General features: G+C 63.7%; 1 protein-coding gene. It reads left to right on the top strand.

The window, feature by feature from the left end:
* The first annotated feature begins 47 nt into the window (after window positions 1-47).
* Window positions 48-1,148, top strand: coding sequence for an IS630 family transposase (locus tag A5780_RS27035; protein ID WP_064910090.1), 1,101 nt, complete (start codon window positions 48-50; stop codon window positions 1,146-1,148).
* Window positions 1,149-1,150: the final 2 nt, after the last annotated feature.

The raw sequence follows: 1,150 nt of genomic DNA on the forward strand, positions 1-1,150 counted from the left end.
CTAGTGTTCTGCGCCTGAAATCCGTTGGGTAATTGTAGGATTCGTCGGTGGCGAGGACGGGGCGGCCGAGGTCGGGGCCGGATTTGGTGGTGACCGAGGCTCAGCGTCGGGAATTGGTGCGGGGTGCGCGGGCGGCGACTTCGACGCAGGCGTATGCGCTGCGGTGTCGGATCGTGCTGGCCTGCGCGGAGCCGGGTGCGGCGAACGCGCATGTGGCGGCAGCGGTGGGTGTCACGCCGATGACCGTGGCGAAGTGGCGGAGACGCTTCATCGAGCACGGCCTGCCCGGCCTGGTCGATGAACCCCGGCCGGGCCGGCCGCCGTCGATACTTTTGGATCGGGTGGAACAGGTGCTGGCGTTGACCTTGGAGCAGACTCCGCGTGATGCCACGCATTGGTCGCGGTCGTCAATGGCCGAGCGGACCGGGCTGTCGAGATCGACGATCGGGCGGATCTGGCGGCGGTTCGAGTTGAAACCCCACCTGGTCGACGGATTCAAGCTGTCGACCGACCCGTTGTTTGTAGAGAAAGTGGTGGATGTCGTTGGCCTGTACCACAATCCGCCCGAACGGGCTGTCGTTTTGTGTGTGGACGAAAAGAGCCAGATGCAGGCTCTGGATCGTTCCCAGCCGGTGCTGCCGATGATGCCGGGCATGCCCGAGCGCCGCACCCACGACTACGCCCGCCACGGCACCACCAGCCTGTTCGCCGCGTTCAACATCGCCGACGGCACCGTCATCGGCGAACTGCACCGCCGTCACCGGGCCACCGAGTTCAAGAAATTCCTGATCACGATCGACAAGACGGTTCCCGCCGAACTCGATGTCCATCTGGTCTGCGACAACCTCGCCACCCACAAAACCCCGATCGTCAACGAATGGCTCGCCCGGCACCCTCGCTTCCACGTCCATTTCACCCCGACCGGGTCGTCCTGGCTCAATCAGGTCGAACGCTGGTTCGGATACCTCACCGATCAACTCACCCGCCGCGGTGTCCACAAAAGCGTTGCGGCACTGGAGAAAGACGTCACCACGTGGATCGAATGCTGGAACGAGAATCCCCGGCCGTTCGTCTGGCGCAAGACCGCCGAGGAAATCCTCGACTCCCTCGCTCGATATATCCAACGGATTTCAGGCGCAGAACACTAGGT

Origin of the sequence: Nocardia sp. 852002-20019_SCH5090214 (assembly GCF_001665865.1) — a bacterium.
In the GTDB taxonomy this organism is placed as follows: Bacteria; Actinomycetota; Actinomycetes; order Mycobacteriales; family Mycobacteriaceae; genus Nocardia; species Nocardia nova.